The sequence below is a fragment of the Finegoldia magna ATCC 53516 genome, assembly GCF_000159695.1.
GTDB lineage: Bacteria > Bacillota > Clostridia > Tissierellales > Peptoniphilaceae > Finegoldia > Finegoldia magna_F.
This window is the reverse complement of sequence record NZ_CM000955.1, coordinates 1,294,637-1,318,770: the sequence shown is the minus strand read 5'-3', so window position 1 is coordinate 1,318,770 and position 24,134 is coordinate 1,294,637. Positions and strand designations below refer to the sequence as shown.

The following is a 24,134-nucleotide window of genomic DNA, read 5'->3' as shown; positions in this document are numbered from 1 at the left end:
TTTTCGTTTTAACTTGCGACAAATTTTCATCCAACAATTTTCGTTTTAACTTTCAACAAAGTGTTGTTAATAATTTTCTTAATATTTAGTGAATAATATTCTTTAAATCTGGGTATATAAAGTATATCAACAATTTAAGGAGGTGTTAGTATGGTAGAAGAAAAGAAATCAGTTGATTGGATTTCTCTTATTACAGGTATTTGTTTTATTATAGTTTCATTCATAGCTTTTAAAAATCCATATGCCAGCTTAGCGAGTCTGGTGATTTATTTTGGAATAATTGAGATTGTTAAAGGCGTAGGTGGAGTTTTTATTTATAAACAGATAAAAGATTTTACAAGACTGAACATAAAATCATTCTTTTGGATAAGCATAATAGATATAATACTTGGACTCATTCTTGTTTTTAATGTCAAATCCGCTGTATCGATCATTCCGTATGTGTTCTCGATTTGGTTTATTATCGATTCAATCAACGATATTAGCTTTGGAAGATATCTAAGGTTTGTTCCAGGTAGACTTTATCACCTCAATATCATAATTAATATTATTACTTTAATTCTCGGAATTATGATGTTGTATAACCCTTTAAGAGCATCTTTTACGGTTGTATTTTTAATTGGAATGTATTTGACAATATCTGGCGTTAAATATATTGCATATGCTTTTGAACATGAGTATTAAAAAAATCGTCTCAAAATGATGTGCACCATCTTTACCGGGTCATCCAGTAAGGATGGTACATATCAAAACGAGACGATTTTTTATATTTTAATGTTAACCCATTTTCCTTGTCTGAATCTGATCGAGTTGAACATGTATCTGGAGAATTGGTCGGAGAAGATTCCTAGCCATATTCCCACGATTCCCATTTCAAACACAGATACAAGGATGTATGTTACTGCTGTTCTTATGATTGTTACACTTATAATTGAAGAGATGAGTGTGTATTTTACATCTCCTGCCGATCTTAGACATCCTCCGTAGATGATTTGTGAGATTTGTAGAAGGACTATTACCGTGATGAATCTTGCGATGATTTCTCCAGTTTCTATGATGGATAGTTTGTCGAAGAACAAATGGAATATTCCTTTTCCAAATAACAACAATATCACAGACAATACAAGAGATATCATAAGCCCGATTCGTTGGCAGACTTTGCCGTAAATCTTCGCGTTTTCTTTCTTACCAGCGCCAAGGCTTGATCCCGTTAGAACAACTGCTGCGACTTGCATTCCGTCTGCAAACGCAAAGCAAATGCTAAGCAGATTCATCCCTACGTTATGTGCTGCAAATGTGTCCGTTCCAAGTCCCGCTGCCATCAACGCCGTTGTCAAGAACCCTATTCTCATGGCTATATTTTCAACGAACAAATTGGTTCCAAGTTTGACGATACTTGTGAATACTTCAACTGTTGGCTTGATTTTCTTCTTGAAAATGTATTTGATTTGTACGAAACCATCTTTTCTGAAAAGCGATCTGATGCACATAATGCTACTTACGACTGTTCCAAGTACCGTCGCAAGTGCCGCTCCAGAAACTCCCATTTTCGGAAAACCCAAATTACCACCTATCAATCAGTAATTGAAAAATATATTGACAATGCTTGACACCAAGTTAGTCGTGAACGCTATTCTAGTGTTGCCGCTTCCTCTTTGCGCTGCATTTATCGCCATGCTCACTACGGAGAAAATCATTCCGCCCATGATTATTCTGAAATAATTCAGCGCATCAGTATGCGTGTCTGAGTTACTTCCGGCAAGTCTCAGAATGCTATCCGAGAAATACACCATCACAGTGCTTATCACAACCGTTAGCACAAGCCCCATGATAATCGCTGTGACAAGTATCCTGTTCGCTCCTTCCTTGTCTTCTTCGCCAAGACGTCTGGCAACAAGTGCCGACGTAGCAATGTTTATGGAGAAAAATATCGCTAATGCTATGAATTTGGGTTGTGTTGTAAGACCTACTGCTGCGACTGCAGAACTTCCAATCGACGACACCATATACGTGTCGATAATCCCCGCAAGTGCAATGAAAAAGCTCTCCAACACCGACGGCCACGCCACCTGTATTGCTCTTTTGTAAAAATTCTTATTCTTCATTTAATCATCCATTCTATCGTTCAATCTAATTCTAATACTCAATCTAAAAATAAAATTATATACTACATCATACTACTAGCAAAAAATTAATACAAGTTAGCGTGTCTTAATTCTCACAGTTGAATATTCTTCATTAGTATATACAACTTCAAATCTACAGCTCAAAAACAAATTCAACGAAGGATTGCCTATACCAATATTATCGTAAAGCTCATCTATGTCCAATTTTTTTGCCAAATCAATCAAAAACATCAACGCTCTTTTCCCGTAGCCATTGTTTCTGTATTCGTCTTTTACAATTAAACTGCAAATCCACCTATCATCTTCCTTATATATACAACATTCTCCGAGAGGCTTGTTATGACCCATAATGTAATAGTAAAATCTGTCGTCAGAATTTATCCATTTGTCATACCAACTTTGCCATTTGTCTTCTGGAAAATCAATAGCTCCACCGTATTTTTCGTTGAAACTCATCGTGTTTTCATCTGCCAACAACTTTTCTCTGAAATTCAACTCATCGTATTCAGGAATCACAAAATCACATTCGTAGTCTTCGTCAATCATAGAATACATGCAAGAATCTGCAACACCTTGGTTGTTTGCGGCTGATTTTCTAAGGCATCCTTCGTATTTCATGTTTGCATTCATCATAACCTTGCCACTTGCAGAGTTTCTCCTGTCGTGTGTGGCTTCAACTCTTACGGCGTTTTTTTCTTCAAATAAATATTTTATCATCAGTTTCAAAGACTCAGTCATTATTCCCTGTGACCAATAAACGTATGCCAAGCAGTAGCCAATAGCGTAAGTTTTTGGATTTTCTTTGATTAATGATGCAGATATGCAGCCGATGTTTTCATCGTTTGTGTTGCAAATCGCAAAGTACACATCCTTGTCGTCATTTATCCATTGTTTAATTATACTTTCAGTTTGGTGGATTGATGTGTGAGGCTCCCATGTCAAAAACTTCGTAACTCTGCTGTCACTTGCCCAGTTTTCATACATTTTGACTGCGTCATTTATCGTAAATTTTCTTAAAATCATTTTGTCAGTTTTCATAATTGCACATTCCTTTTTATATATAATAGCACATTATTTTTCTTTGCACTAACCACTTTTAAGATAGAAAGTTATCAATTTCGTTGACTAGTTATATTTTATAATTTATAATTAAATCACGATAGTATTTATCGTTAAATAATTTCTGGAGGTGAACTAATGAGTTCAGAAGAAAACAATTGCTGTTGCGAAGTCGTGACGAAAGAAAGCCTCATGCAAGGATTTACAGGAGAAGTTATCGGTACATTTTTGATGTGCTTTTTAGGAATTGGATCTGTAGCCACAGCTACATTGTACCAAGCGCACACTGGTCCATTCCAAGTTGGTATCGTGTGGGGTCTTGCAATCGCTATTGCGATTTACGCTACTAGAAACTTGTCTTGTGCGCACTTCAACCCTGCAGTTACTTTTGCAATGTGCGTTTCCAAAAGATGTTCATGGAAGAATTTCCCTGTATACATACTAGGTCAATTTGTTGGGGCTATCTTAGCAGCTAGTGCATTGTGGGTGTTCTTTGCAGATTCTGTGAAGAAAAGCTTGGATGCTGCCAACTTGACAATGGATGTGGCAACACCAGCATCAAGTATCTGGTGTGAAGTGTTCCCTAACACAGCAAACGGCGTAATCAGCATGCCTGTTGCGGCTTTCGCAGAGGCACTTGGAGTTTTCATTTTGGTTATGATTATTTTCTCAATGACTGAAGGTTGTAACGTAGGTAGACCAAGCGATGATATTTTCCCATTATTCATCGGTCTAACAGTATCAGTGTTGATCTGTACAATTGGACCTATGACTGATGCAGGACTTAATCCAGCGAGAGATTTCGGCCCAAGAATCGTGGCGTATTTTGTTGGATGGAAAAACATCGCATTCACAATGGATGCATTCATAGTTTATGTACTTGCACCACTAATCGGGGCAGGACTTGCAGCGATTTTCTTTACAAAAGTAATCGAACCAATGCAAAACTCAAAAAATAGTTGCGGTTGCAATTAATGATATAATAATATTAGAGTAACAATAGGAGGTATTTATGGAAGACATTAGAAAGCAAGTATCAGAATATTATAGCAACATAACTACAGAAAAAGAAGGACAAATGCAAACACAAATCTGTAGCTGTTCAGACACTATGCCACTTTATATCAAGAAAATAAGAGGAATGATAAATCCTGAAATTTTGAAAAGATTTTACGGTTGTGGCTCTCCAATTCCGTCAGCACTTGAAGGATGTACTGTGTTGGATTTGGGATGTGGAACAGGGGTCGATGTGTATGTCGCTTCTAAATTAGTCGGTGAAAACGGAAAAGTAATCGGCGTCGACATGACAGATGATCAATTGGATTTTGCTAAGAAATATCAAGATCAAATGGCTGAAAAATTTGGCTACAAGAAATCAAACGTAGAATTTAAAAAAGGTTACATTGAAGATTTGAAATCTATAGGAATAGAAGATGAATCTGTTGATGTTGTAATCAGTAACTGCGTTATCAACCTTTCTCCATTCAAGGAAGAAGTGTTCAAAGAAGTGTGGAGAGTTTTGAAAAAAGGTGGAGAATTGTACTTCTCAGACATTTTCGCTGACAGAAGAGTTTCTGATGAAATTTACCAAAACTCTGTATTACGTGGTGAATGTTTAGCGGGAGCAATGTATGTTGAAGATTTCAGAAGACTTCTAAGAAAAATCGGCTGGGAAGATTTCAGATACACTAAGATTACAAAAGCACCTATAGAAAATAGAAAAATAGAAGAATTAGTAGGCAACGTAAACTTCACTTCAAGAACAGTCAGAGCAATAAAATTACCAGGAATTATTGAAGATAAATGTGAACAATACGGACAATTTGCGACATATCGTGGAGGAATATTAGGAAGCGAACACTACTTCGACCTTGACGACCACCACAGATTTTTCGTAGATTTACCAATGGCAGTATGTGGAAACAGCTGTGCAATGGTACAAGATACAAGATTCGGAAAATACTTTGACGTAGTCGGAGACAGAAGCAAACACTTTGGCTTGTTCGACGGTTGCGGCGATGCAGGCGCACCTGCTGCAGACGACTGTGGCTGCGACGGCGGATCTTGCTGCTGCTAACAAAAGCAAAAGCTGTGAGAAAACTCACAGCTTTTTTGATTGCGCCAACATCACGCTTTGATATATTTAGTTGCTCTTCCACTGCCTATTTGTTTGATTAAATGTGTGTCTTTTAATTCTTTTAAGGATCTTTCAATAGTTCTCTGTGAAATGTCGGGACATAGTATAACTATATCAGACTTTGACAATGGTTTTAGATTTTTTTCGAAAACCTTCATGATTCTCTCAGCAGATGTCAAAGATTTCTCTCCTATAAGTCTGAATCTCTCATCACACTCAACATATGCCTTGTAAATAACCGATAACATATATTTTATAAATGGCAACTCGTCATTTTCTCCAGAATGCCAATTCTCGCTTGATGCTTGTAATTGTTCATAATACATGTCCTTGGTATCCTCAATTATCATTTCCAAGGAAATATATTTCCCTACAAAGAAACCATTTTTGTATAAAAGTAAAAGCGTCAACAACCTTGACATTCTGCCATTTCCATCATAAAAAGGATGAATACACAGAAAATCATGCACCACAGCTGGAATTAGCAACAACGGTGGTACTTTTAATTTTACCGCTTCATCATAAGCACCTATCATCTTATCAATATAATTTTCTGTTTCAAACGCAGATACCGGCTGAAACCTTATTTTTTTCTCCCCAAATGCATTTGTTTCCACAATGCTATTATCAATAGTTTTGAATTTCCCTTTATGATTTTCTGAAGAGTAATAATACAGCCTACTATGCAAAGTCAAAATATTATTCTTGGTTAATTCTATATTTGCATAATTTTCGTGGATAATATCAAGCACTTCCCTATATCCGTATATTTCCTCTTCATTTCTATTCCTAGGTTCACTTTTTTTGTTCATTAACTCTTCTAATCTACTATCATTTGTAGAAATTCCTTCGATTGCATTAGATGATTTTGTCGACTGAATCTTCGCAACCTCCACCATCTTTTCAAGCACGTCCGAAAAATTAGCTACATAAAGTTCCTGTTTGCCTTTATATTCGTAAATTTTTGATATCAAATCGTACATATTAGCAGAAATATTTAGATTTAATAATTTTGAATAATCAAACTCTCTCATGCATTCTCACCATCTTTCTCGCCATTATATCATAAATGGCGTAGATAAATCAATATTGGCGAGATTTTTCTCGCCATTTTTATCAATTTGGCGTAGATAAATCCAACATGGCGAGATAATAAACACATTCCATATATATTAACCCACCCACTCCACACCCAAAGCTCAATACATCTTGCGCAAATTCTCCAACGCCTTGCTTCTCGTGTTGTAGAAAGTGGACTGTTTCATATTCAATTCTTTGCAAATCTCCCTCGCACTTTTTTCACGAAGAAAATTCTCATAAATAATCTTCTGTTGCTTTTCCGGAAGCTTACGCACCTTCTCATAAAGCTTTTTAATCTCCAACCTATCCTCAAAATCCTGTTCGATATTCTCATCAGATTCAATCAAATTCATCACCTCATCTCCATCCTCATTAGTATAATTCAACGACGAAACACTTCTTCTAGGATTCTTCTTCAAATAGAAAAACCTCAACCTCTGCTTCAAATAATAATTGAACGGAACCTTCTTCGAAGCATCATACTCCATAATCGCATACATAATCTCAGTCTTGCCATCATCCACAAGCTCCTCAAAAATATCCGCCCTATCATAATATTTTTTGATACTACTAATAATCAACGGCTCAAAAGCCTTGTAAATTCTCTTATCATTCAAAATTTTGTTGTTCACAATATAATCTATCTCTTCAAAATTCATGATTTCCATCTCCTTTTACTCAATTTTACAATCGATAAGAAGATTTTATTAATCAAGAATAAAACGTAAAACCACACCAAAACAGATAGTAATAGCGTGAACTATTCGACTATTTTGTAAAAAATCATCATCATTCTTCACAAAACAAACCAATTCATTGTAAATTCAAATTGAAAACGCTTGAATAAGAACGTATGTTCTGTTATAATAAAATTATCATAAAATAAAAGGAGAATCAATGAAACAATTACAAGCAATCATTCCGATATACGTAGACAATATCGGCAATGCAGTCAAACTTTATTTTAATGATTTCACCACTACCAATTATTGTTCATTGGATTGCTGCATCAAAAAAATCGCCCGCAACCAATTAATAGACATCACAGAGGCCAAGAAATTAATCAAAAAATCCTTGAACATAACCAAAAATCCTCCTATTTGTTTTAAAAACGGAACGTACTGCATGATCAAAGTCAGAAAACCAATATCCAAAAACGACGGAAGTTATGGACTGTTCAACATCGAATCCATCGAAGAAATAACAACAGGACACATAATACTTGCGAATAATCAAAAAATCACAACACTAGAATCCAAGAAAAGCATCGAAGACAAAATCCAAAAAGCGAAACTCGCCAGGCTTTTGATAGATGATTATACGACAAACTTGGACATACTCACAGGAAAATAAGCGTAAATGAAAAAACTGATACATTTTTTGTATCAGTTTCATTGCAATCAAAAATGGGACTTATAAAAGTCCCATTTTTTTAGATTAATCTATTTTTTATCTAAGATTAATTATTTACGTTTTTTAAGTGAAATGAAAGCACCTGCAACGCTTGATAATGAAGCTGCTGCTAATGTTAAGATTTCAGCTTCGCTACCAGCTTTTGGTAATGCAGCTTTTTCTTTTTTCTTTGGAGAATCTACTCCACCCTTACCATTTTCTTCTTTTTCTGGTTTTGAAGGTTGGTCTGGTTTTTGTTCATTACCAGGTTTTTGTTCATTACCAGGTTTTTGTTCGTTACCAGGTTTTTGTTCGTTACCAGGTTTTTGTTCGTTACCAGGTTTTTCTTCATTACCAGGAGTTGATGGGTTTGAAGGAACTTCTGGAGTTGAAGGATTTGATGGTACATCAGGAGTTGATGGAACATCTGGTGTTGATGGATTTGATGGGTTTGATGGTACATCTGGTGTTGATGGTTCTGATGGTTCTACTGGTTTTTCAGGAGTTTCAGCTTCTACTGGTGATAATACATAGTAGTATCTTCCATCTGCACCTTGTCTTATGCTGTAAGATTTATTGATTGGATCATTTTCCAAAGCTTTCTTAGCTGCTGCTTCTGCTTCTTCGTATGTTGCATATCCATTTTGTGCTTCTGGTTTTTCTTCTTCAGCTTCTACTGGTGATAATACATAGTAATATCTTCCATCTGCACCTTGTCTAATAGTATATGATTTATTTACATCATCATTTTTCAAAGCTTCTTTAGCTGCTGCTTCAGCTTCTTCGTATGATGCATATCCGTCTTGTACTTCTGGTTTTTCTGGTGTTTCTTCTGGTTCTTCTTTTCCAGCAAATCTAATGTTGATAGTGTATCCACCATCTTCCAAGTCTGCTGTGTATTTACCATGTTCTTTTGATAACAAATCTGCATATCTGTATGCTTCTGCTGTCGCTTCTGCAAATGTTCCTTTAAATGTTGCAGTTTGTACTGTTCCATCTTCAAAATATATATTTTCTTTAATTGTTACTTGTTCTTTTTCTTCTGGTTTTTCGTCAACTTTCTTACCTGCAAATCTAATATTAATAGTGTATCCACCATCTTCTAAGTCTGCTGTATATTTACCATTTTCTTTTGCTAATAAGTCAGCGTATCTGTATGCTTCTGCTGTTGCTTCTGCAAATGTTCCTTTGAACTCTGCTGTTTGAGTTTTTCCATCTGCATAGATTAAGTTTGCTTTAATAGTAACTTCTTCTTTTGGTTCTTCTGGTGTTTTTTCTTTTCCAGCAAATTTAATATTTAAAGTATAACCTTTATCTGCAACGTCTACTGTATATTTACCATTTTCTTTTGCTAATAAGTCAGCATATCTGTATGCTTCTGCTGTTGCTTCTTCAAATGTTCCTTTGAATTCTGCTGTTTGTGTTTTTCCATCTGCATAGATTAAGTTTGCTTTAATAGTAACTTCTTCTTTTGGTTCTTCTGGTGTTTTTTCTTTTCCAGCAAATTTAATATTTAAAGTATAACCTTTATCTGCAACGTCTACTGTATATTCTCCATTGTCCTTCTTTAATGCATCTGCATATCTGTATGCTTCTGCTGTTGCTTCTTCAAATGTTCCTTTGAATTCTGCTGTTTGTGTTTTTCCATCTGCATAGATTAAGTTTGCTTTAATAGTAACTTCTTCTTTTGGTTCTTCTGGTGTTTTTTCTTTTCCAGCAAATTTAATATTTAAAGTATAACCTTTATCTGCAACATCTACAGTATATTCTCCATTGTCTTTCTTCAAAGTATCTGCATACGCATAAGCTTCTGATGTTGCTTTTTCAAATGTTCCTTTGAATTCTGCAGTTTGTGTGCTTCCATTTGCAAAGATTAGGTTAGCTTTGATTGTTACTTCTTCTTCTGAATCAGTTTCTGGTGTTTCTGGTGTTTCTTCTTTATTTTCTACAAACGGATGTTCTGATTGATCAAAAAAGTTATCAGAAACAACTTTTTTTTCTTCAAATTCATTGTTTTCTGTTTCAAATCTTGTACTGGCTTCATCATCGAAATCTGGATATTTAGCCATTGGATTTTCTGAACCATCTTTAACTTCATTATCGAATTTTGGTAAATTTCCTACATTTTCTTTATCCCTTTTTTCTTCAAGTTTTTCAAGATCAATAGGTTCATCAGCTGCGTAAGATCCTACTCCACCTGTTACTACAATTGCACCTGCAAGTGCAGCCATTAATAATTTCTTATTAATTTTCATAATATCATGACAATGGAAACTTCCCTTCTAATAAGGGTGGAATTTGTCTCCTCCTTTTAAATTTTTTTGCATTCAATGCTATTTAAATCAAATTCGTTTCCAAGCAAATATATTGCCATTCCTTAGTTATTGTTTACCCAAAAAGGGTGATCAACAATCGAACTTCACCAATTTAATTAATGGTGTTCTTGATTCGTCCACTGTCCAAAATTTCCCAAGAACAATGTCCACAAGCGTTAGGTTCGGTAAGTTCAGTGCCTACCTTTATTGTAGCTACTATTTCTAGTAGTTAGAATCATGTGTCTTGTTGTGATTATATGAAAACATTATTATATTTGTTAAATATAACAGTGTTAAGTTTTGTTTCATTAATTAACCTAAAACTTATTACACATTCTCAAAACTGAATATTCGTTAATAATTATCCAATCTTTTGCTATTCATAAAGTTTCCTTTATCACATTACTATATCGACTTATGCTCATTATACTATATAATTTCAAATATTACAATAAGTTTACAAAAATCTTTTTGCGTATATATTTTGCAGAATAGTTATGCAATTTGTTATTCAATATTTTTTGTTTCGATGTCAATATGTAGTACATTTCTTGTGTTTTTAATCACTTATTGTGTTCACTTAAAATATTGTTGCAATATTTTGTTTTTTTATTATTTTAAAATGTTTTGAATTTGATTTTTTGTGTGTGAATTTTCAAATTTTATTTGTTTTACGAGCTAATTCTACGAATTTTCCTTTTCCATTTAATTATATCCTGTAACAACGGTTACGGATTATTGTAACTCTTACCAGTATAATATAATCAAAAAATGGAGGGATTACATGTCAAGATTTTTAGGAAAAATTCATTATATAATGTTCGATAAGATAAATTACGTTGACGAGATTACACGCAAGATGAGTGAGTTGTTGGATGAAAATGTTGATTTGAAAAATATTGAACGTGGAGCGTTGGAGGATTTGATTGACACGGACAATATTCACGGATGGTTGCAGGTGAGAGTTGGAATCGTCGAGGATAATTTGGCGAAGATTTTAAGTGAGCTGAAAAAAGAAGATAAGCTTGAAGATGCTCTTAAAATCGCGTATGATTTTGGTGCGAAGGAAGATTTCTCGGGCGATGCTTCTGATGCGTTCCAATTTATGTCCGATAAATTCTTGGATGGGATGCCTTGTGATATGGCGAATTTGCCGGTGGAATCAAATGGTGGAGAGTTCCGTTGGATTAAGAGAATTGATGTGCACGAACAATATTACATCTACGGAGAATCTTCTGAAGTTTACGATGAGTTTCGTCGTGCGTGGATGAATGGATTGTTGAGCGATTGTGATTTGAAATACTTTGTGGAAGACGGAGTTAATATTATAAGATAGATTTGTATGTTTTTGGGGTATAAATATATGTAAGATAACAACAATTGTAGGAGGTATGTTATGTATATTAGAGAAGAAGTACTTAAAAACGCGAATAATAAGGAAAAAGTGTCAGAGATTTTGGAAAATTATTTCAAAACAGATGCAAATTACGAAGACGAACACGATCGTGACGAACTTCGCCGCCGTGGTTTTGAAGAATTAAAGTTAATCGGAGAAATTCAAGTTTATCAATTGTTGATGAACTCAGATAACGATAGAAGTAAATTATAATAATCAATCCCTTGTCGTATGGCAAGGGATTTTTGTGTGTGATAAAGTATATTTTATTGAAAAAGGGTTATAATGTATGTATGAAAATTTCAAGAAAAATATACGCAATGAATTTATTTTCCAATTTAATATTTTATGCGCCTGTTGCGTTGTTGGTTAGGACGAATAGAGGAATTAGCTTGTCGCAGTTTTTTGTGTTACAAGCGATACTATCTGTTACTTGCATGATTTGTGAATTTCCATTGGGTGTGTTGACCGATAAAATCGGGCTAAAAAAGTCAATAGTTCTCGCACAGTTTACTATGCTAACTGCAAGGATAATTTTACTGGTATCCAATAATTTTATGCTTTTTGCGGTGGAAGCCTTGCTTGAAGGAATTGCTTTTGCATTGAATTCCGGAACAATAAGCGCCTATATATACAAGCTTTTCGGCGACGATAATTACAGTAATAATATTTCGAAGTTCTATAATTGGGGAACGATCGCTTTTATCGTATCAACCGTAATATTTCCTTTTATTAATTCAAGATGGAACATTAACGCTTTGATTTGGGTAACCATAATTGCAAATGTAATCGCAACTGTGATTTCTATCCTTATTCCAGATACTGACAACTCAAGTGATAATGAGGAACATTTTAATTTGTCAAAAACATTGAAGCTATTGGTACACGATAAAACTTTTAGAGTAATCGTGTTAATCGTGTCGTTGTTTAATTTGTCATTTTTGTTGATCAACTTCTTCTATGTAAAAGTTATAATTGACAATGGATATTCGGAAAACATAGTGTCGCCACTCATCCTAGCTTACTCGGGACTTCAACTCTCACAAACATTTATCATAAAATATCTAGGAGAACAAAAAGCATGGAACAAAGTTCGATTATTTTCAGTTATTGCATCATTGTTCTTTGCTGGATTATGTGTGATATCTGGAAAACCTGTAGTGTTGTTAATGATTATACTTCCAACAGTTTTATCAGTTCTGGGAATATTTATTGAAAAAATCCAAAACAATTATATAGACACAATAGGCTTCAAAAATCACAGAGCAACCATGCTATCAGCATTTAGCTTCTTCGCTGATGTCTTCGAAGTCGTATTCTTGTTGGCAAACTCGTATATTTCATCTTTCAATTACAAATATATCTTCGTGTTTATAGCCGCATCACTATTGTTGAGTGCAATTATGCTTAGAAATGATAATACCGTAAAGTCTGTATCGTGATTTGTGAGTTTAGTAAGTATGATATAAATTATAATAATCCCTTGTCAGATGGCAAGGGATTTTTAGTTAGTTGTTGTTTGATTTTCGTGAGTTTTTCATCGCTTTTATAATATTAAGAAGTTTCAATCCGTCAGTTTGATTTACTTTCATATTTTCATATTCTTTTGGTAACAAACTAATCAAAGCCTTCCAGAAATTAATATAAAATGTGATAAATACGATGTTACGGTAAAAACTACTCACATCAGTTGAATGATTGATATCATAGATAAATGGAATCATACTTACAAATAAAATAATGTTAACAAGTGGTCCCGCCAAAAACACGATCAAATTTTTCTTGTAATACCAATCTTCATAATCATCATCTAAGTAGCATGCTCCATCGGCGGGAATTAAATGTATTTTAAACCTTTTGGTTTTCAATATTTGTTTGCCTCTTCCGATTTCAATTCTCCATTTCTTTGATTGATAAGCTAAGCGATAAGCAATAGCATGTCCCATCTCATGTAAGAGTTGAGAAATTTGATAAACAAAATAAGATATTACGACTATCATTAGTGTATTAAACATTTTAACCTCGATTATGTAAATTATACAATCATAAATTAGTTCTTAATTATTTCAATTATTCTTCTTCCGTCGCTAGGAACATCTCTTTTATAATAAATTGGCAACAAAGTCCAGAAAAGTTGTGCCATATTAAATCGCAACAAAAACTTTATTGATTCTTGAAAAAGATGTGAATATCCAGCTATCATTTTCCCTTCACTTATTAATAATGGAATTGTAATAATCAGTACTATTAAATTAAATAATGGTCCACCTAATGGAATCATTATTTTTTGTAATTTGCTCTTGCTATTATAATATTCTCCATCTAACTGTGGGAGTATTTTACCAACAACAATTATAGGTCTTATAATAAGTCTTTTAGTTTCAAATAAAACCTTACCAAGTCCCATATCTATTTTCCAATCTTTACATTTAAAGAAAATAATACACATTAAAATATGTCCCATTTCATGACAAAAAACCAGTACAATTATTATCAAGTATTTAATGATTAACTCAATCATCATCGTCTCCTCCTGAGTATTTATGATTACGATTTCATTCTACCTCCCCACACTATTTTTTGTCAAGTATTTTGTGAAAAAATATGCATTTTGGGAGTAGATGGTGCATGGTGTCTTTTGCTTGTCATTGAAAAAAATCAGATTACTGCATTTGCTAAGAAAAAATTAGCACTCAAATAAAAGATCGTAACTAAGCGAGTCATCTGGAGAAAATTTCCGTAAGCCAGACGATGCGTGGTGCGACTTTTATTCCATATCTATGTACTGCGAAAAACTTATTTTACTTGTCGGTGAAACAAATCAGATTACTGCTTTTGCTAAGAATATCGTCTGGAGAAAATAACTAAAAATCCAAGCGAAGTGACCCGTCAAAAATCTCACTCGTGCCAGTCGCAGACGCACTTGAGATTTTAGGGGCACAAGCGTGAGGATTTTTTTATTTTCGTAAGTCAGATATTCGTGCAAAACAGTTTTCTGATTTTTCTTGAGCCGAAAGAGTCGTGGCAATGTTCTAATTTCCAAATAAAAAATGGGATCACAAGACCCCATTTTACTATTCTTAAATCTTAGTTTTATTTACGTTTTTTAAGTGATAAGAATGCACCCACAACACTTGCCAATGATGCTGTTGCTAGTGTTAATACTTCTGTTTCAATACCAGCTTTTGGTAGTTTTTTCTTATCTGTAGTAGTTGTTACTGGTTTACTAACTTTGTTGTCCGAAGTAGTTGTGTTTACTTTTTCCGATTTTCTAGCAAGAGTTACTTTCTTCTTTTCTGCATTTTTCTTGAATTCTTCGGCTTTTTTCTTAGCTTCAGCTTTCATTTCTTCAGATTTCTTTTCCTCTTCAGCCTTCTTTTCTTCTTCGGCTTTTTTCTTTGCTTCTTCTTCAGCCTTTTTCTTTTCTTCTTCGGCCTTTTTAGCTTCTTCTTCTGCCCTTTTCTTTTCTTCTTCGGCTTTTTTTGCTTCTTCTTCAGCTTTCTTCTTTGCTTCTTCTTCTTTTTGTTTTTCTGCTGAATTTTTCAATCCATCGATTTTCTTTTCATTTTCTGCTTTTTTCTTTTCATCGGCAGTCTTTTCTTCTGTTTTTTCTTTTTTATCTGAATTTGTTGATTTTTCTGGTTCGATTTTTTTGAATTTTAATGTGTAGTGCCATTTTCCATCTTTTTCTTCCACGTCAAATGCATTCTTCACTAATTCTGTGTCCAAATCTTTCTTGGCTGCTTCTTCTGCTTTTTCCTTAGTATCAAAATCAGATTGAGGCTTTAATTGTTTGATCTTTTCAATTGCTTCATCAAAACGTCTCAACATTCCTATTGCATATTCAGTGTTTAAACCTGTTGGTATATCAAAAACTGCTCTTTCCTTTTTTAATTCTATCTTTAATTTTTCTACTTCGGAAATTTTTCCAAGCTTCTTTAATTCAGGATCTTTTTCTAATTTTAATAATTCAGGATCTTTTTCTAATTTTTCTATAATTTTATCAACATTATTCAATATTTCATTTAAAACTTCAACCGAAACTTTTTCTTGTAGCATTTTTGCATTATTTGTATTGTCCGCTGTAGCATAAGCGCTAACTCCACTGCCAAGAACTAAAGTTCCCGCAAGCGCTGCTACCAATAATTTCTTATTAAATTTCATATTAATATGACAATGGAAACTTCCCTCAACGGGTGGAATTTGTCGCCTCCCTTCAGCTTTTCAAATACATTTCAAATCCGTTTCCAAGCAATTTCTTGCCATTCCATTTACACTATCTACTCGTATTAGCTTCAACAGAAATATTCCTACCGAAATACTCCTCGTTTTCTGCACAAAAAATTTGAATTTTTTGTTATTATGTATACAAATTTTGATTTGTCAAAAGTAGTTTTGCATATAACTATTTATATTGATATTTTTATTATACTATATGATTTTAGGTAATACAATATATCCTTAATATTTCAACAATTTTTCCGTTTTTTCCACTCCCTTTTTCAGTGAAACAATCAGATTACTGCTTTTGCTAAGAATATCGTCTGGAGAAAATAACTAAAAATCCAAGCGAAGTGACCCGTCAAAAATCTCACTCGTGAAAGCCAAAGGCGCACTTGAGATTTTAGGGGCATGAGCGTGAGGATTTTTTTATTTTCGTAAGTCAGATATTCGTGCAAATAAGTTTTCTGATTTATCTAGGTCTGAAACAATATCGGCATTCAATTTGCGTAAGCCAGACGATGCGCGTTACGACTTTTATTCCGTATCTTTGTGAAGCGACAAACTTTTTTGCATATCAGTGAAACAATCAGATTACTGCATTTGCTAAGAATATCGTCTGGAGAAAATAACCAAAAATCCAAGCGAAGTGACCCGTCAAAAATCTCACTCGTGCCAGTCGCAGACGCACTTGAGATTTTAGGGGCACAAGCGTGAGGATTTTTTTATTTTCGTAAGCAGATATTCGTGCAAATCAGTTTTCTGATTTCCCATAAACCTAAACAGTCTGCTCTATTGCACCAATTTTCGTAAGTGAGATTTTGCGTGTTACGACTTTTATTCCGTATTTTTTGTGTTGCGATAAATTTCCTTGTCTCAGTGTTCGTGCAAATCAGTTTTCTAAGAATTCTTCTAATTGTTGTTCTGTCATCACAACTTATATAAAAATCCTTGCCTTACTCAGACAAGGATTACTTTAATTATATTGATTTCTAATTATATTTAGAATTCTTCTACCGTCACTAGGTTCCCCTTTTTTGTAGTATATCGGCAACAATGTCCAAAAAAGCATCCCAGCATTACACTTATAGAAAAATTTGAAACAATTTATAAAAAGTTCAGAATATCCCTCAATAGCAGCTCCATTATTTAAAGCTATCGGCAAAGCTAATAGCAACACTAGAATATTAAATAACGGTCCACCTAGAGGAATCATTGTTTTCTCTAATTTACTTTTATTCATATAGTATTCTGGATCTATGTTTGGCAATATTTTACCACAAATAATGAGAGGTTTAACAATAAATCTCCTCGTTTCAAATAAAACTTTTCCAAATCCCAGCTGTACTTTCCACTCTTTGCAATTAAAGAAAATAACACACATAAGAATATGTCCCATTTCATGACAAAAAATAAGCAAAATAATTATTAAATATTTAATGATTAATTCCAATATCATTTTACACTCCATTGAATATTTTACAAAAATAGACCTCTACAGAATATAGAGATCTATTCTAAACTTTTTAAATTATGCGTGCAATTCCACTGTTTCTTCGTGGTATTTTGCTGGTAAGCTTGTTTTTTCTTTGTTCATTCCTATGAAGAAGTTAACGTTAGCTTCTTTTGATAAAACTTCCAAGTTTTCTAGGAATTCTTCTAATTGTTGTTCTGTCATTTCAACGATTGAGTAAATTCCGTCTACGTAAATTGTTTCGATGTCGAAATCTTGTGACATTATTCCTGCCAAAAATCCATACAAACTTTCTGGACTTGAGATGTGGAATGTCGATGCATCTATAAGTCTTACTGAGTGATCAAGTGAGAATATGTGCTTGTCATCAGAGTCTATAAATATTATGTTACCGTTTTTGTTTTGTTTTTCGTCGTTGGCCTTGTCAATCAACCATTTTGTTTTTCCGCTGCCTTTAGGACCTACTACAAATTTAACCATTATTATCATCCTTTCTTAAACCATTTTAAAAAGTTTAATTTACTTTATATTATTATACCCATTCTTTTATCAAAATTATCACCTTGGAAAATATTTTCTCGTTCCATTTTTTCGATTATCATATCTTGAATCTTCCAGTGACTTGTATTCCAGTTGCAAAACACAGAATCTTCTTCGGGCATTCTGCCGACTAGGCGTTGAATCAGGATATCCTTATCCAAATATTTCAAAAATTCGCAAACTTCATTCACATAATCGTCCAGTGATTTGAGTTTAACTTTTCCTTCTTCATACCACTTCGCAAGTATTGTGTGTTTTGGAATGTATAGGGAATGGATTTTGCATTCGTCGATTTCGAGTACCGATAAAAGCTTCGCTGTTTCTCTGACATCGTCCATGTCATCCCATGGAAGTGCAAGTATTACGTGTGTGCAAATTCTAAATCCGTATTCTTTTATCATCAAACAAGCACGAATGAAATCCGCGACTGTGTGTTGTCTGTTGATTATCTTCAAAGTTTTGTTGTTGGATGTTTGAAGTCCAAGCTCTATGATGATGTCGACGTTTTTTTCGTCTTGAAGTTGTTTCAATATTTCCAAATGCTCACGTGCTATGCAATCCGGTCTTGTGGATACGCTGACTGCAACGACATTTTCTACAACTGCTTCGTTGACGTATTGTCTGAACAATTCAAGCGGCATGTATGTGTTGGAGTAATTTTGAAAATACGATATGAATTTGTGGGCGTTGTATTTGTTTTCGATGGTTTGTTTGTCTTTTTCCAATTGCTCACGAATTGAAAGGTGTTTTTCTTTGTTTTCGAAGCTTCCACCTTCTTCGTGACAATAAATGCAACCACCATGCCCCAACCTTCCATCTCTGTTGGGACAAGTCAAATCCAGTTTTATTGGAAGTTTGTAGACTTTTTCTCCGTAATGTTCTTTTAGATATTTGCTGTAAATATTATATCTATCAGTCATTTAGGTTGTCTCGTACGAAATCCAAGACTTCTTGTGGATTTTCGTCTGGTTTTACTTTTCTGAATTCTTTGACCAAGTTCATATCCTTGTCAAATACAAACGTGCTTCTTTCTGTTTTGGTAACTTCTTTGCCGAACATTTTGCCCTTGTACACGCAACCAAAATTGTTCAAGAATATTCTTTCTGGGTCGGATATCAATTCTTGTTTTAGTCCTTGTTTTTTTCTGAAATTTTCGTGTGTCTTTTCTGTGTCCTTGCTAATTCCCACAACTTCTGTATTAATCTTTTGAAATTCGTCGTAAATTTCGGAAAATCCGTCCGCTTCTATTGTACATCCACTTGTGTTATCTTTTGGATAAATGTATACTACCAAGTTTTTGCCCTTGTATTTGTCATAATATTCTTCATTCAAAAATTCTTTTAAATTATTCATAATCCCTCAACTCAAATAGTTCTTCTAAAAATTTCGCCAGTCCGTCTTGTTCGTTTGTGTATTGTGTTATGATGTCTGCGTTTTGTTTCAAAATATCATCGGAGTTTTTCATCGCAACTCCAAGTCCACTGTTCACAACCATTTCCAAATCGTTGTGCGCATCGCCAATAGCAACCACTTCATCACTTGTTATTCCAAAATGTTTAAGCACATGAATTGCCCTTTTGTATTTGTCCGTGTTAACGTTTTGCACTTCGAGCATTCTAATGTTTTTGGAAAAATACTTCGTGTGAATGTGATATGTCACGTTCGGGTTAGTTCTGATATGATCAACAATATCGTAAATACGGTCTTTTCTTGCTATCATAATCATGCTCACGCAGTCATCTATCGGCAAATTCCTCTCAGACACCGTCATTATCTCACCAATATCTCCCACGCTATCCTCAAAATTCTTCTTATCTTCTTCATCTTGGATGAGAAGTGCGCATTTATTTTCCACAAAAAAATACGGTCTTATCCCATACTCCTCTGATAGAGTGCTAAGCTCATCCACCACATTGGATTCCAACTTCAAATCCTCATCCGTTGCAATATTGGAGCTACTGTAAATAATAGCTCCATTATTTGCAAGGATTATTTTGTCAAAATCTAATTTTTCGGTTAATTGCTTAGCTCTGGATAGACCTCTTCCTGTCGCAATAATAATCTTTATGCCGTTGTCATAAAGTTTTTGTAAAACTTGATTACTGAAATCAGTAATTTTTTTATCGTCTGTCAGAAGAGTTCCGTCCAGATCAATCATAACAGCCTTAAAATTATTCTTCATCTTCTCCTTCAAAATCCACGAAAAGAGATTCAAATGTTTCTTTTGCTTTTTCGTATTCAGCATCGTCTTCGATAACATCTAAGTTAGCTTCTTCTTCGTTGATTTCTTCGTATTTGTAAATCATAATTTCGTTGTCATCTTCAGATACAAGTGCGATGTAATCACTGTCGTAGCCTTCAACTTCGAATACTCCAAGGATTCCGCATTCGATTTCTCCGCCATCTTCTAATGTTAATACGATTGTATCTAACTCTTCTTCATCATACATTTCTTCGTTTAATTCTTCGTTTTCTAAATTTCTTTCGTCACTCATTTTTATCCTCCATTTTATAATGATTCTACCAATTTCTTCAAGAATTCGTACACCCTAGCTGTAGATTCCAAATCCAAAGTTTCTTTTGGTGTGTGAACTCCCGTCATATCTGGGCCGATGGAAATCATGTCCATGTCCGGATATTTCTTTGAAAATACTGCACATTCAAGACCTGCGTGAATAACATTCACTTGCATATCTTTTCCTGTGACTTCCTTATAAACTTTCAAACATTTGTCTCTTAGTTCGCTATCTTCACGGTATTCCCAAGGTTCGTAGAATCCTTCAGATTTAACTATTCCATTGTTTGATTTTGTTGTATTTGTAATCAAATCTTCAACTTCTTTTATCTTATCCAAAACTGAGGATCTGATTGATACCATAAACACGAATTTGTCATCTTCTGTTGTTGCGATTGATTGGTTAAGAGAAGTTTCCACCAAATCGGCGTTTCCTTTTACCATGTCCACAACTCCGTTTGGAATTGTTGTTAGGAAATTCAAGATGTGTTCAGTAGATTGTTCGTCCATTGGAGTTTTTTCATCTACTTGTTCAAACTTAAATTCCATCTTTTTTTCGACTTGTTTGAAACCATCAACGTTTAGTTCTTCGTCTTTGATTTCATCTTCACTTGCAATTATAAGTTCACAATTTCTTGGGATTGCGTTGTGTTTTGTACCACCATTTAATGATACAATTCTCAAATTGTGACGTGTCGATAATTCTTTTAGGATTTTAACTGTAGATTCAATCGCATTAAGGTGATTTTTGTTGATATCTTGACCACTGTGACCACCTCTGAAACCATTGATTGCTATCCTGTAGAAATATTTTCCAAAATCTTCGCGTTTGATTGCAAATTCAGAATTCAAAGTGTTTCCACCAGCGCAACCACAAGTCATGATTCCTTCTTCTTCGCTGTCAACGTTGATTAGGTATTTGCCTTTTAAGAAATCTTCGCTTACGGCATTCGCACCGATAAGTCCAACTTCTTCGTTTGTCGTAATCATCAATTCCAAATCAGGATGTGACAAGTTTTCATCTTGCAAAATAGCAAATCCCATTGCGATTGCTATTCCATTGTCAGCTCCAAGTGTTGTTTTGTTGGCAGTTAACTTGCCATCCTTTTCGATGAACTCGATAGGATCTTTTGTAAAATCGTGATCGCTGTCATCTTCTTTTTCGCAAACCATGTCCATGTGACCTTGCAAAATAACTCCTGGATGACCTTTTTTATCTTCTGTTGCAGGCTTTCTGATTACGATGTTTAATTCATCGTCAACATCGTAGTCAAGCCCTAGTTGTTTTGCTTTATTTACTAAGTATTCGTTAATTCTTTTTTGGTCAAATGAACAACGAGGAACATTCGACAATTCTCTAAAATTTTCTAATACTATATTTTTCATTTAATTACACCTCAAGACTTATATACCCAATATGAAATCAAAAACCACAAATTTTATGCATTAATTATATAGATTTTGCTACTCTGTCTGCGATGATTTTTTTCCTATCAGGTGCAAATTCTTCGAGATACTCACTTTCTGAAAGTACGTCTACGATTATTTCGTAAATTTTATTCGCATCAATTTTTTTGTCGATTTTTTCTTTGATTAATTCAAACTGTTTTTTTCTGTCAGTGTAGAACGGCTTCACATCAGGATTGTAAGAATTTATCGCAGTATCAAGCGTGTTGTAGAATAAGCTTGTTCCCGAATCATAAATCGGAGCCATTCCTCTAACTTCAAGCGTTTCAACATCTCTTATGAATCCAAAATTATTAAAATGTCTGTCTTCGTTGAAAATTATATAATCAAGAAATAGCATGTCATCGATTTTGGCTTTTGCATCAGATATCCCAAGTTTTTGTAATTCTTCTACCACGAAATCATACATTGAAATATGATTAGGTTTTTGAACATTTTGAACAATCGCATTAACTGGGACAAGCTCCGTATTTTCATCGATGAAATTCTCACACACCGAACAATATTTATCTCCGATTTTTTTAATCTCGTATTTTATATGATTAATTCCAAGAATTTTTGAGATTTCATACGCTATTTTTTCGTTGAAAGCTTCTTGATAAAATGGTTTTGATGAGCCTTTAACGAGAATTCTCTTACCTTCATTTAGCATCCATGCTTTTTTAAGCCAACCATCTGATGTGTTGTTCGGAGTTTTTAATGAAAAAGAACTGTCGGATTTGCCAAACATAAAAAGCCCCATATCTTGTGAGAAATCATTTTGGAAAAAGTTGATGTCTTTCCATTCTACGCTGTCGTTTTTTTCTTTTATCCAATATTGATCGGAAAGAGATAGTCCGTAATACGCCAAGCTAAGTTCGTAAAGCGATTTGCCTTGAATGTTTTTCAAAATAATGTCCTTGTCCTGTCTGGTATCTGGAATTCTTCTACCTTTTAGAAAATGCTCGAAGCTACTTTTTTCGATTATATTTTTCTTGTTGTTGTATTTAACTTGCACCGGTCTGTATTTTGGATTATATATTTCTATGATTTTTATGATTTTGTTGTGAATCATTTCAAACGAAAACACCAGCGTGTTTTTATTGTAGATTACATATTCCATTCTATCCCCTCCTTTTCTATATTGTACTATATTTGTGTTATTTTATTGTAAATTTAATTGTGGCTCAAATACGCATTTATGAATTTATCCAAATCACCATCAAGCACATCTTGCACTTGTGAACTTTCAAAGTTTGTTCTGTGATCTTTTACCAATGTGTATGGTTGGAAGACGTAGGATCTGATTTGGGAGCCCCACGCTATTTGGTTGTATTTTCCTTGGATGTCTTCGATTTTTTCACGCTTTTCTTCTTCTTTTATCATGATGAGCTTGGCGATAAGCATATCCATGGCGTATTTTCTGTTGGCGATTTGTGATCTTTCTGTTTGACATTGGACTGTGACTCCTGTTGGAATGTGTGTGATTCTAACTGCAGAGTCTGTCATGTTGACGTGTTGTCCACCGGCACCTGATGCTCTGTAAGTGTCCACTTTCAAATCTTTGTCGTCTATTTGGATGTTGTGACTGTCTTTGATTTCTGGGAAGACGTCCACTGATGCGAATGATGTGTGGCGACGTTTTTGTTGGTCAAACGGAGAAATCCTGACAAGTCTGTGGACTCCTTTTTCGCTTTTCAAAAATCCATAAGCGTTAATTCCTTGTACGATTAACGATACGGATTTGATGCCACCTTCTGTATCTTGGTTGTAGTCGGTGATTTTATAGGAATATTTCTTGTCCGCAATCCACCTCGTGTACATTCTCAGTAACATTTCCGCCCAATCTTGTGCTTCAGTCCCACCTGCACCTGCGTGAATGGACATAATCGCATTATTCTTGTCGTATTCTCCCACCAAGAGCGTTTTGATTTTGAATTCGTCGACTTTTTCTTCCAAACTTTTGAGTGTCTTGGAGATTTCTTTTTCGTATTCTTCTGTGTTGTCTTCCTTGCTGATTTCGAGCATCATCTTGACTTCTTCGATTTTTTCTTCGATTTCATCGTAGTTTTCGACATCAGCTTTTATGGAATTCAATTCGTCGAAGATTGCTTGTGCTTTGTCGCTGTCATCCCAAAAGCCCTGTTTCAATGTTTCTTGTTGCAATTCATCTAATTTTTTTCTTAAATTGTCTAAGTCAAAGAGACTCCTTTATTTCTTTTAGATTTTGAGATAAATTTTCTATTTTTTCGTTAATTAAAAATACGTCCATTTTTATCCTCCAATTGCATATATTTTTTGAACAAAAAAGGAGGATTTCTCCTCCTTTGTGTTTGTATTTGTTATTATAATAGTGGTGGTGTTTGAAAAGTTTGATAAATGACACCAAACTTTATAGCACGGATATCTACCTTTTCGCATTCTAAGAAGTAT

The 24,134-nt window shown here is 34.3% G+C and carries 23 protein-coding genes and 1 pseudogene; 7 read left to right on the top strand and 17 right to left on the bottom strand.

Going from position 1 to position 24,134, the window contains the following annotated elements; genetic code table 11:
• Nucleotides 1–150 precede the first annotated feature (150 nt).
• A complete protein-coding gene (locus HMPREF0391_RS06170; protein WP_002836106.1) occupies nucleotides 151–684 on the top strand; it encodes an HdeD family acid-resistance protein in 534 nt (177 codons plus the stop codon).
• 80 nt (nucleotides 685–764) lie between these two features.
• On the opposite strand, the pseudogene HMPREF0391_RS06165 reads toward HMPREF0391_RS06170, so the two are convergent.
• Both HMPREF0391_RS06165 and HMPREF0391_RS06160 read right to left on the bottom strand, forming a co-directional pair.
• A pseudogene (locus HMPREF0391_RS06165) lies at nucleotides 765–2,105 on the bottom strand (MATE family efflux transporter).
• Nucleotides 2,106–2,201: 96 nt separating this feature from the next.
• Nucleotides 2,202–3,164 (bottom strand): GNAT family N-acetyltransferase, encoded by a 963-nt coding sequence (locus tag HMPREF0391_RS06160; protein ID WP_002836103.1) that lies wholly within the window; start codon nucleotides 3,162–3,164, stop codon nucleotides 2,202–2,204.
• A gap of 159 nt (nucleotides 3,165–3,323) precedes the next feature.
• Here HMPREF0391_RS06160 and HMPREF0391_RS06155 point away from each other — a divergent pair, with 159 nt between their 5' ends.
• Together HMPREF0391_RS06155 and HMPREF0391_RS06150 are read left to right on the top strand one after the other, a co-directional pair.
• Nucleotides 3,324–4,160 (top strand): MIP/aquaporin family protein, encoded by an 837-nt coding sequence (locus HMPREF0391_RS06155; RefSeq protein ID WP_002836102.1) that lies wholly within the window; start codon nucleotides 3,324–3,326, stop codon nucleotides 4,158–4,160.
• 37 nt (nucleotides 4,161–4,197) lie between these two features.
• Entirely contained in the window at nucleotides 4,198–5,262 is a 1,065-nt protein-coding gene (locus HMPREF0391_RS06150) for a methyltransferase domain-containing protein (protein WP_002836101.1), read from the top strand.
• Nucleotides 5,263–5,312: 50 nt separating this feature from the next.
• On the opposite strand, the gene HMPREF0391_RS06145 is transcribed toward HMPREF0391_RS06150, so the two are convergent.
• Both HMPREF0391_RS06145 and HMPREF0391_RS06140 read right to left on the bottom strand, forming a co-directional pair.
• On the bottom strand, nucleotides 5,313–6,356 hold the full coding sequence (locus HMPREF0391_RS06145) for a Fic family protein (protein WP_002836100.1): 1,044 nt from the start codon (nucleotides 6,354–6,356) through the stop codon (nucleotides 5,313–5,315).
• A gap of 165 nt (nucleotides 6,357–6,521) precedes the next feature.
• On the bottom strand, nucleotides 6,522–7,061 hold the full coding sequence (locus HMPREF0391_RS06140; RefSeq protein ID WP_035109438.1) for a sigma-70 family RNA polymerase sigma factor: 540 nt from the start codon (nucleotides 7,059–7,061) through the stop codon (nucleotides 6,522–6,524).
• A gap of 238 nt (nucleotides 7,062–7,299) precedes the next feature.
• Here HMPREF0391_RS06140 and HMPREF0391_RS06135 point away from each other — a divergent pair, with 238 nt between their 5' ends.
• Entirely contained in the window at nucleotides 7,300–7,755 is a 456-nt protein-coding gene (locus HMPREF0391_RS06135; protein WP_002836098.1) for a hypothetical protein, read from the top strand.
• Nucleotides 7,756–7,865: 110 nt separating this feature from the next.
• Here HMPREF0391_RS06135 and HMPREF0391_RS06130 read toward each other — a convergent pair whose 3' ends face one another.
• Nucleotides 7,866–10,049: a DUF5633 domain-containing protein gene (locus HMPREF0391_RS06130; RefSeq protein WP_002836096.1), complete on the bottom strand. Its 2,184-nt coding sequence runs from the start codon at nucleotides 10,047–10,049 to the stop codon at nucleotides 7,866–7,868.
• A gap of 844 nt (nucleotides 10,050–10,893) precedes the next feature.
• Between HMPREF0391_RS06130 and HMPREF0391_RS06125 the strand changes: the two genes are divergently transcribed.
• From HMPREF0391_RS06125 to HMPREF0391_RS06115, 3 genes are all read left to right on the top strand, one after another.
• Nucleotides 10,894–11,445 carry a hypothetical protein gene (locus HMPREF0391_RS06125; RefSeq protein WP_002836095.1) on the top strand — a complete coding sequence of 184 codons (552 nt, stop codon included), beginning with the start codon at nucleotides 10,894–10,896 and terminating at the stop codon, nucleotides 11,443–11,445.
• A gap of 60 nt (nucleotides 11,446–11,505) precedes the next feature.
• Entirely contained in the window at nucleotides 11,506–11,718 is a 213-nt protein-coding gene (locus tag HMPREF0391_RS06120; RefSeq protein ID WP_002836093.1) for a hypothetical protein, read from the top strand.
• Between the two features lie 80 nt (nucleotides 11,719–11,798).
• Nucleotides 11,799–12,947: an MFS transporter gene (locus HMPREF0391_RS06115; protein WP_002836092.1), complete on the top strand. Its 1,149-nt coding sequence runs from the start codon at nucleotides 11,799–11,801 to the stop codon at nucleotides 12,945–12,947.
• Between the two features lie 66 nt (nucleotides 12,948–13,013).
• On the opposite strand, the gene HMPREF0391_RS06110 is transcribed toward HMPREF0391_RS06115, so the two are convergent.
• From HMPREF0391_RS06110 to prfB, 12 genes are all read right to left on the bottom strand, one after another.
• Nucleotides 13,014–13,520 carry a M50 family metallopeptidase gene (locus HMPREF0391_RS06110; RefSeq protein WP_002836090.1) on the bottom strand — a complete coding sequence of 169 codons (507 nt, stop codon included), beginning with the start codon at nucleotides 13,518–13,520 and terminating at the stop codon, nucleotides 13,014–13,016.
• A 35-nt stretch (nucleotides 13,521–13,555) separates the two neighbouring features.
• Nucleotides 13,556–14,029 carry a site-2 protease family protein gene (locus HMPREF0391_RS06105; protein WP_002836088.1) on the bottom strand — a complete coding sequence of 158 codons (474 nt, stop codon included), beginning with the start codon at nucleotides 14,027–14,029 and terminating at the stop codon, nucleotides 13,556–13,558.
• A gap of 569 nt (nucleotides 14,030–14,598) precedes the next feature.
• Nucleotides 14,599–15,669 (bottom strand): DUF5633 domain-containing protein, encoded by a 1,071-nt coding sequence (locus HMPREF0391_RS06100; RefSeq protein ID WP_002836087.1) that lies wholly within the window; start codon nucleotides 15,667–15,669, stop codon nucleotides 14,599–14,601.
• Between the two features lie 1,033 nt (nucleotides 15,670–16,702).
• Nucleotides 16,703–17,185: a site-2 protease family protein gene (locus HMPREF0391_RS06095; RefSeq protein ID WP_035109436.1), complete on the bottom strand. Its 483-nt coding sequence runs from the start codon at nucleotides 17,183–17,185 to the stop codon at nucleotides 16,703–16,705.
• A gap of 72 nt (nucleotides 17,186–17,257) precedes the next feature.
• A complete protein-coding gene (locus HMPREF0391_RS06090; protein WP_035109434.1) occupies nucleotides 17,258–17,680 on the bottom strand; it encodes an ATP-binding protein in 423 nt (140 codons plus the stop codon).
• 44 nt (nucleotides 17,681–17,724) lie between these two features.
• Nucleotides 17,725–18,660 carry a TIGR01212 family radical SAM protein gene (locus HMPREF0391_RS06085; RefSeq protein WP_002836081.1) on the bottom strand — a complete coding sequence of 312 codons (936 nt, stop codon included), beginning with the start codon at nucleotides 18,658–18,660 and terminating at the stop codon, nucleotides 17,725–17,727.
• On the bottom strand, nucleotides 18,653–19,093 hold the full coding sequence (locus HMPREF0391_RS06080) for a peroxiredoxin (RefSeq protein WP_002836080.1): 441 nt from the start codon (nucleotides 19,091–19,093) through the stop codon (nucleotides 18,653–18,655). Before HMPREF0391_RS06080 ends, HMPREF0391_RS06085 begins: the two co-directional genes overlap by 8 nt.
• Nucleotides 19,086–19,922 (bottom strand): Cof-type HAD-IIB family hydrolase, encoded by an 837-nt coding sequence (locus tag HMPREF0391_RS06075; RefSeq protein WP_002836078.1) that lies wholly within the window; start codon nucleotides 19,920–19,922, stop codon nucleotides 19,086–19,088. The genes HMPREF0391_RS06080 and HMPREF0391_RS06075 overlap by 8 nt, the downstream gene beginning before the upstream one ends.
• A complete protein-coding gene (locus HMPREF0391_RS06070) occupies nucleotides 19,912–20,235 on the bottom strand; it encodes a DUF1292 domain-containing protein (protein ID WP_002836077.1) in 324 nt (107 codons plus the stop codon). Before HMPREF0391_RS06070 ends, HMPREF0391_RS06075 begins: the two co-directional genes overlap by 11 nt.
• 14 nt (nucleotides 20,236–20,249) lie before the next feature.
• A complete protein-coding gene (pepD, locus tag HMPREF0391_RS06065) occupies nucleotides 20,250–21,641 on the bottom strand; it encodes a beta-Ala-His dipeptidase (RefSeq protein ID WP_002836075.1) in 1,392 nt (463 codons plus the stop codon).
• Between the two features lie 64 nt (nucleotides 21,642–21,705).
• Nucleotides 21,706–22,824: a HipA domain-containing protein gene (locus HMPREF0391_RS06060; protein WP_002836073.1), complete on the bottom strand. Its 1,119-nt coding sequence runs from the start codon at nucleotides 22,822–22,824 to the stop codon at nucleotides 21,706–21,708.
• Between the two features lie 53 nt (nucleotides 22,825–22,877).
• Nucleotides 22,878–23,973 (bottom strand): peptide chain release factor 2 gene (gene prfB, locus HMPREF0391_RS06055; RefSeq protein ID WP_196218486.1). Its coding sequence is split into 2 segments (ribosomal slippage): nucleotides 22,878–23,900 and nucleotides 23,902–23,973, totalling 1,095 coding nucleotides; the frame shifts between segments, so codons are not numbered across the junction.
• Nucleotides 23,974–24,134 lie beyond the last annotated feature (161 nt).